General features: G+C 72.3%; 5 protein-coding genes. 2 read left to right on the forward strand and 3 right to left on the reverse strand.

The window, feature by feature from the left end:
* Window position 1: 1 nt before the first annotated feature.
* The 3 genes from ACZ64A_RS20575 to ACZ64A_RS20585 form a co-directional block, all read right to left on the reverse strand.
* The gene (locus tag ACZ64A_RS20575) at window positions 2-1,633 is read right to left on the reverse strand and encodes a phospho-sugar mutase (protein WP_469811891.1); all 1,632 of its coding nucleotides are present in this window, start codon (window positions 1,631-1,633) and stop codon (window positions 2-4) included.
* A gap of 34 nt (window positions 1,634-1,667) precedes the next feature.
* A complete protein-coding gene (locus ACZ64A_RS20580) occupies window positions 1,668-2,492 on the reverse strand; it encodes a purine-nucleoside phosphorylase (RefSeq protein ID WP_361638385.1) in 825 nt (274 codons plus the stop codon).
* Window positions 2,493-3,027: 535 nt separating this feature from the next.
* Window positions 3,028-3,465, reverse strand: a complete 438-nt coding sequence (locus ACZ64A_RS20585; RefSeq protein WP_469811893.1) for a gamma-glutamylcyclotransferase family protein — start codon at window positions 3,463-3,465, stop codon at window positions 3,028-3,030.
* 96 nt (window positions 3,466-3,561) lie between these two features.
* On the opposite strand from ACZ64A_RS20585, the gene ACZ64A_RS20590 reads away from it, so the two are divergent.
* Together ACZ64A_RS20590 and ACZ64A_RS20595 are read left to right on the forward strand one after the other, a co-directional pair.
* The gene (locus ACZ64A_RS20590) at window positions 3,562-5,010 is read left to right on the forward strand and encodes an NAD(P)H-quinone dehydrogenase (RefSeq protein ID WP_469811894.1); all 1,449 of its coding nucleotides are present in this window, start codon (window positions 3,562-3,564) and stop codon (window positions 5,008-5,010) included.
* 213 nt (window positions 5,011-5,223) lie between these two features.
* On the forward strand, window positions 5,224-6,171 hold the full coding sequence (locus ACZ64A_RS20595) for a DeoR/GlpR family DNA-binding transcription regulator (RefSeq protein WP_469811895.1): 948 nt from the start codon (window positions 5,224-5,226) through the stop codon (window positions 6,169-6,171).
* Window positions 6,172-6,347 lie beyond the last annotated feature (176 nt).

Raw genomic sequence — 6,347 nt, forward strand, 5'->3', positions numbered from 1 at the left:
CTCAGATGCCAGCGGCCTGCGAGAGGTCCCGCTTGATGGCGCTCAGCTGCTGCTCCGCCGTCGCCCGCGCCGCCGGGAGGTCGTCGTGCGCCGACACCGGCACGACCACCTCGAGGTAGCACTTCAGCTTGGGTTCGGTGCCGCTCGGGCGAACGATCACGCGGGCGCCCCGCAGGGTGTAGCGCAGGCCGTCCGTCGGCGGCAGCTTCTGAGTGCCCTGGGTGAGGTCCTCCGCGTTCACCACCGGCAGGCCCGCCAGCTCCGTCGGCGGCTGCTCGCGCAGCCGGCGCATGGCCTCGGCGATCAGCGACAGGTCCTCGACCCGGACCGACAGCTGGTCCGTGGCGTGCAGGCCGTGCTCCACCGCGAGGTCGTCCAGCAGGTCGAGCAGGGTGCGGCCCTGCTCCTTCAGCTCCGACGCCAGCTCGGTGATCAGCAGCGCGGCCGTGATGCCGTCCTTGTCGCGCACGCCGTCGGGGTCGACGCAGTAGCCGAGGGCCTCCTCGTAGCCGTACCGCAGGCCCTCCACGCGGGCGATCCACTTGAAGCCGGTCAGGGTCTCCTCGTACGGCAGGCCCGCCTTCTCGGCGATCCGGCCGAGCAGGGAGGAGGAGACGATCGACTCCGCGAACGTGCCGCGCGCGCCGCGCCGGACGAGGTGCGCGGCGAGCAGCGCGCCGACCTCGTCGCCGCGCAGCATCCGCCAGTCCTCACCGTCCCGCACGGCCACCGCGCAGCGGTCGGCGTCCGGGTCGTTGGCGATGACCAGGTCCGGTTCCACCTCGCGGGCCTTGGCGAACGCCAGGTCCATCGCGCCGGGCTCCTCCGGGTTGGGGAAGGCCACGGTCGGGAACTCCGGATCCGGGTCCGCCTGCTCGGCGACCAGCACCGGCTCAGGGAAGCCGGCGCGGGCGAACGCGGCCAGCAGGACGTCACGGCCGACGCCGTGCATCGCCGTGTAGACCGAGCGCGCGGTGCGTGCCGAGCCCGGGGCCAGGACCGCGTCCGTACGGGCCAGGTAGGCATCGAGGACCGCGTCGTCGAGGATCTCCCAGCCCTCCGTCGGGCGGTCGACCGTCGTCAGGCTGCCGATCGCGGCGATCTCCGCGGCGATCTCCGCGTCCGCGGGCGGCACGATCTGCGAGCCGTCGCCGAGGTAGACCTTGTAGCCGTTGTCCCGGGGCGGGTTGTGGCTGGCCGTGACCTCCACACCCGCGACCGCGCCGAGGTGCCGTATGGCGAAGGCGAGGACGGGGGTGGGCAGCGGCCGCGGGAGCACCGCCGCGCGCAGACCGGCGCCCACCATCACGGCGGCCGTGTCGTAGGCGAAGTCGGCGGACTTGTGACGGGCGTCGTAGCCGATGACCACCAGGCCACCCGCCTCGCCGTTCTTCTTCAGGTACGACGCGAGGCCCGCCGCCGCCCGGATGACGACCGTGCGGTTCATGCGCATCGGCCCCGCGCCCAGCTCCCCGCGCAGGCCGGCGGTGCCGAACTGCAGGGTGCCGGAGAAGCGGGCGATCAGCTCCTCGACGTCGCCGGTGTCGATCAGCCGGGCGAGTTCCTCACGGGTGTCCGCGTCGGGGTCCTCGGCCAGCCACGCCTTGGCCCGGGCGATGACTTCGTCGTGCACGTGGGGTCAGCCTCTCCTCGTCGGTGGTGCGTGCTTACAGGCGGTCCAGCACCTGCGCCAGCAGGGAGCCCATGCGGGTGGCGCTGTCGCGGCCGGCCTGCAGGACCTCCTCGTGGTTCAGCGGCTCGCCCGTCATGCCGGCGGCGAGGTTGGTGACCAGGGAGATGCCGAGCACCTCGGCGCCCGCCTCACGCGCGGCGATGGCCTCGAGCACGGTGGACATGCCGACCAAGTCCGCGCCGATGACACGGGCCATGCGGATCTCGGCCGGGGTCTCGTAGTGCGGGCCGGGGAACTGGGCGTAGACGCCCTCCTCCAGCGTGGGGTCGACCTCCTTGCACAGCGCGCGCAGCCGCGGCGAGTACAGGTCGGTCAGGTCGACGAAGTTGGCGCCGACGATGGGGGAGGTGGCGGTGAGGTTGATGTGGTCGCTGATCAGCACGGGCTGACCCGGACGCATGCCCTCGCGCAGACCACCGCAGCCGTTGGTCAGCACGATGGTCTTCGCACCGGCGGCGACGGCGGTGCGCACCCCGTGGGAGACGGCGGCGACGCCACGGCCCTCGTAGTAGTGCGTACGGCCCAGGAAGACCAGGGCGCGCTTGGTGCCGATGCGGTACGAGCGGATCTTGCCGCCGTGACCCTCGACCGCCGGGGGCGGGAAGCCGGGGAGCTCGGTGACCTGGAACTCGGCCTCGGGGGCGCCCAGGGCGTCGACGGCCGGAGCCCAGCCGGAGCCCATCACGAGGGCGACGTCGTGGGTCTCGGCACCGGTCAGTTCGCGCAGGCGCGCGGCGGCGGCGTCGGCGGCGGCGTACGGGTCGCCCTGGATGTCGTCCGGAAGAAGAGATGCGTTCACGAGGTCGAGGGTAGCCGAGCTTCGCCTACGCGCGTAGATGTCAGAGCCGACGGCATGGGGATCGTTGTCTTGTCGTTTCCGACGAGGCCCTGTGACGGCGCCCTCCCGAGCGATCCGCCACAGCCCGCACCCGCGCACGGCGGGAAGGGGACGGGGCGGGGGGTGTCCGCCCGCAGCGTCCGGCACCTTGACACTGAGCGCTCGTCGGAAACGGCCGGCCGGACCGAGGACGGACACCCCCCGCCCCGGCCCCGACGTGAAACCGGCCGCAGGCGAGGACCGCAACCGACCACACACCCGCACGGGCCGCCGCAGGCAAAAAAGGGGCGCGGGGAACGGCGCGACCAGCCACGACGAACCTGCAGCAGATAACGCACCCGCCGCAGGCAAACGCACCCGGCGCCGCAGGCAAACGCACCCGCAGCAGACAACGCACCCGCCGCAGGCACAACGCACCCGGCGCCGCAGGCACCCGCACCCGGCGCCGCAGGCACCCGCACGCGGCGCCGCAGGCACCCCCACCCGGCCCCCGGGGTCAGCAGGGCCGTTTCCGCAGCTCCATCACATAGTCGTGCGGCGCCCCCGCCGACTCCGCCGCATCCGCGATGTCCCCCAGATAGCGGGCCGACGGCAGCCCGCCCTCGTAGGCGTTCAGTACGTACGTCCAAGCGCGCGACTCGCCGTCCAGCGTGTGCACACGCACCCGCATGCGACGGTAGATGTCCAGGCCGACGCCCTCCCAGCGGTCCAGCGCGGCCTCGTCCATCTCGGCGATGTCGTACAGCGCGACGAAGACCTGCGACAGCGGGTCCTCCACGATCGTCGCGAGCGCGCCCTCCCAGCCCAGCTGCTCCCCGCCGAACGTCAGCCGCCAGCCGTTCAGCCAGCCCGTGGCGCGCAACGGCGAGTGCGGGGCGCGGCGCGACATCAGCCGCGCGTCGAGATGGCCGGCGTACGCGGCGTAGAGCGACATGCACGAAGGGTACGGCAGTGGCGGGTTGCGTCACTGCGGTAACGGACGGCTCACAGACCGCCCCCGAGGCGGTAGCAGGTTGAAGCGTGCGGGACAATGGAATACGTGACTCGGATCGTGATCATCGGTGGCGGACCCGGCGGATACGAAGCGGCCCTGGTGGCCGCGCAACTCGGTGCGGAGGTGACCGTCGTCGACAGCGACGGTCTGGGCGGGGCGTCGGTGCTGACCGACTGCGTACCGTCCAAGACCCTCATCGCCACGGCCGAGGTGATGACGACCTTCGACTCCTCCTACGAGGAGCTCGGCATCATCGTCGCCGACGACACCCCGCCGCTGGAGCAGGCGGCCCGGGTGGTCGGCGTGGACCTCGGCAAGGTCAACCGGCGTGTGAAGCGCCTCGCGCTCGCCCAGTCGCACGACATCACCGCCTCCGTCACGCGGGCCGGCGCCCGGGTCATGCGCGGCCGTGGCCGTCTGGAGGGCATGCAGGCCCTCGACGGCTCCCGCAAGGTCGTCGTCACCGCCGCCGACGGCACCGAGGAGACGCTCACCGCCGACGCCGTACTGATCGCCACCGGTGGTCACCCGCGTGAGCTGCCCGACGCCCAGCCGGACGGCGAGCGCATCCTGAACTGGACGCAGGTCTACGACCTCACCGAGCTGCCCGAGGAGCTCATCGTGGTCGGCTCCGGCGTCACCGGCGCCGAGTTCGCCGGCGCCTACCAGGCCCTCGGCTCCCGGGTCACCCTCGTCTCCTCCCGCGACCGCGTGCTGCCCGGCGAGGACCCGGACGCCGCCGCCGTCCTCGAGGACGTCTTCCGCCGCCGCGGCATGAACGTCATGGCCCGCTCCCGCGCCGCCGCCGCCAAGCGGGTCGGCGACCGGGTCGAGGTCACGCTCGCCGACGGCCGGGTCATCACCGGCTCGCACTGCCTGATGGCGGTCGGCGCGATCCCGAACTCCGCGGGCCTCGGCCTGGAGGAGGCCGGCGTCAAGCTGCGCGAGTCCGGGCATATCTGGACCGACAAGGTCTCCCGCACCACCGCCCCCGGCGTGTACGCCGCCGGTGACGTGACCGGCGTGTTCGCGCTCGCGTCCGTCGCCGCGATGCAGGGCCGTATCGCCATGTACCACTTCCTCGGCGACGCGGTGGCCCCGCTGAACCTGAAGACGGTGTCGTCCAACGTGTTCACCGACCCCGAGATCGCCACCGTCGGCTACAGCCAGGCCGACGTCGACGCCGGCAAGATCGACGCCCGGGTGGTCAAGCTGCCGCTGCTGCGCAACCCGCGCGCCAAGATGCAGGGCATCCGGGACGGCTTCGTCAAGATCTTCTGTCGCCCGGGCACCGGGATCGTCGTCGGCGGTGTGGTCGTGGCGCCGCGCGCCTCGGAACTGATCCACCCCATCTCGATCGCGGTCGACAACAATCTGACGGTCGAACAGATCGCGAACGCCTTCACCGTGTACCCGTCCCTGTCGGGCTCGATCGCGGAGGTCGCCCGGCAGCTGCACACGCGCAAGGCGGCGGGCGAGGTCTGACCGCCCGGCGCGGCTCCCCGCCGCTGGTGGGGAGCCGTCGCCGCAGGTCACGGGGGATCCTGAGGGCCGGTCACGGTGCGTTGCCGCGCATGCGTGCGGCATAGGCGGCGGGACTAGGCCCCTATACCACTTCGCACCGTACTGTGCGAACAACTTCCGTTATTCGGCGCATACTGCTGAAACCAGACGGTCGCCCGCGTTACTGTCAGTTTCGTGTTCGCTGCAGAACGTCGCCAACTGATCCTCGAAATGGTGCGGGCCAACGGGGCCGTGTCGCTCCGTGAGCTCGCCCGCGTCGTCCAGACCTCCGAAGTGACCGTACGGCGGGACGTGCGGGCACTGGAGGCCGAAGGACTCCTCGACCGCCGGCACGGCGGTGCGGTGCTGCCGGGCGGGTTCACCCGCGAGTCGGGCTTCCCGCAGAAGTCCCATGTCGCGACCGCCGAGAAGACGGCCATCGCCGATCTCGCCGCCACCTTCGTGGAGGAGGGCGAGGCCATCGTGGTCGGCGCCGGCACCACGACCCAGGAGCTGGCCCGCCGGCTCGCCCGCATCCCCGGGCTGACGGTGGTCACCAACTCCCTGCTGGTCGCCCAGGCGCTGGCCCACGCCAACCGCGTGGAGGTCGTCATGACCGGCGGCACGCTCAGAGGCTCCAACTACGCCCTGGTCGGCAGCGGAGCGGAACAGTCCCTGCAGGGGCTGCGTGTCTCCCGTGCCTTCCTCTCGGGCAGCGGGCTGACCGCCGAACGCGGGCTCTCGACGTCCAACATGCTCTCGGCGTCCGTCGACCGGGCGCTCGTGCAGGCCGCCGCCGAGGTCGTGGTCCTCGCCGACCACACCAAGCTCGGCACCGACACGATGTTCCAGACGGTCCCGACGGACGTCATCACCCGCCTGGTCACCGACGAGCCACCGGCCCACGACGACCGTGCCCAGACCGAGCTCCAGGCCCTTGCCGACCAGGGGGTGCAGATCGCCGTGGCCGGGGCGACGGGAAGCCAGGGGGGTGACCCGGTCCCGGCGCGCCAGCAGCGCCGGGACGTGCCCCTCCCGAACCCCCGCCGCGGCCACCTCCCCGGCATCCGCCCCACGGGCGTCCTCACCGACCAGCCCCAGCAGCCCGAACGCAACCGCGTCGCGGACATGCGACGACGCTGACGGCCGGCTGCGTACGACGAAGCGCCCGGTGGGCCGAGAGGATCGGTCCGCCGGGCGCTTCGTCGTATGCGGTGTGGGGGGTCAGTCGGTGATGTCGCAGATGGCGGCGCCGCTGGTGAGGGAGGCGCCGACTTCGGCGGTGAGGCCCTTGATGGTGCCGGATTTGTGGGCGTTGA

It is taken from the genome of Streptomyces sp. NPDC104814 (genome assembly GCF_055583185.1).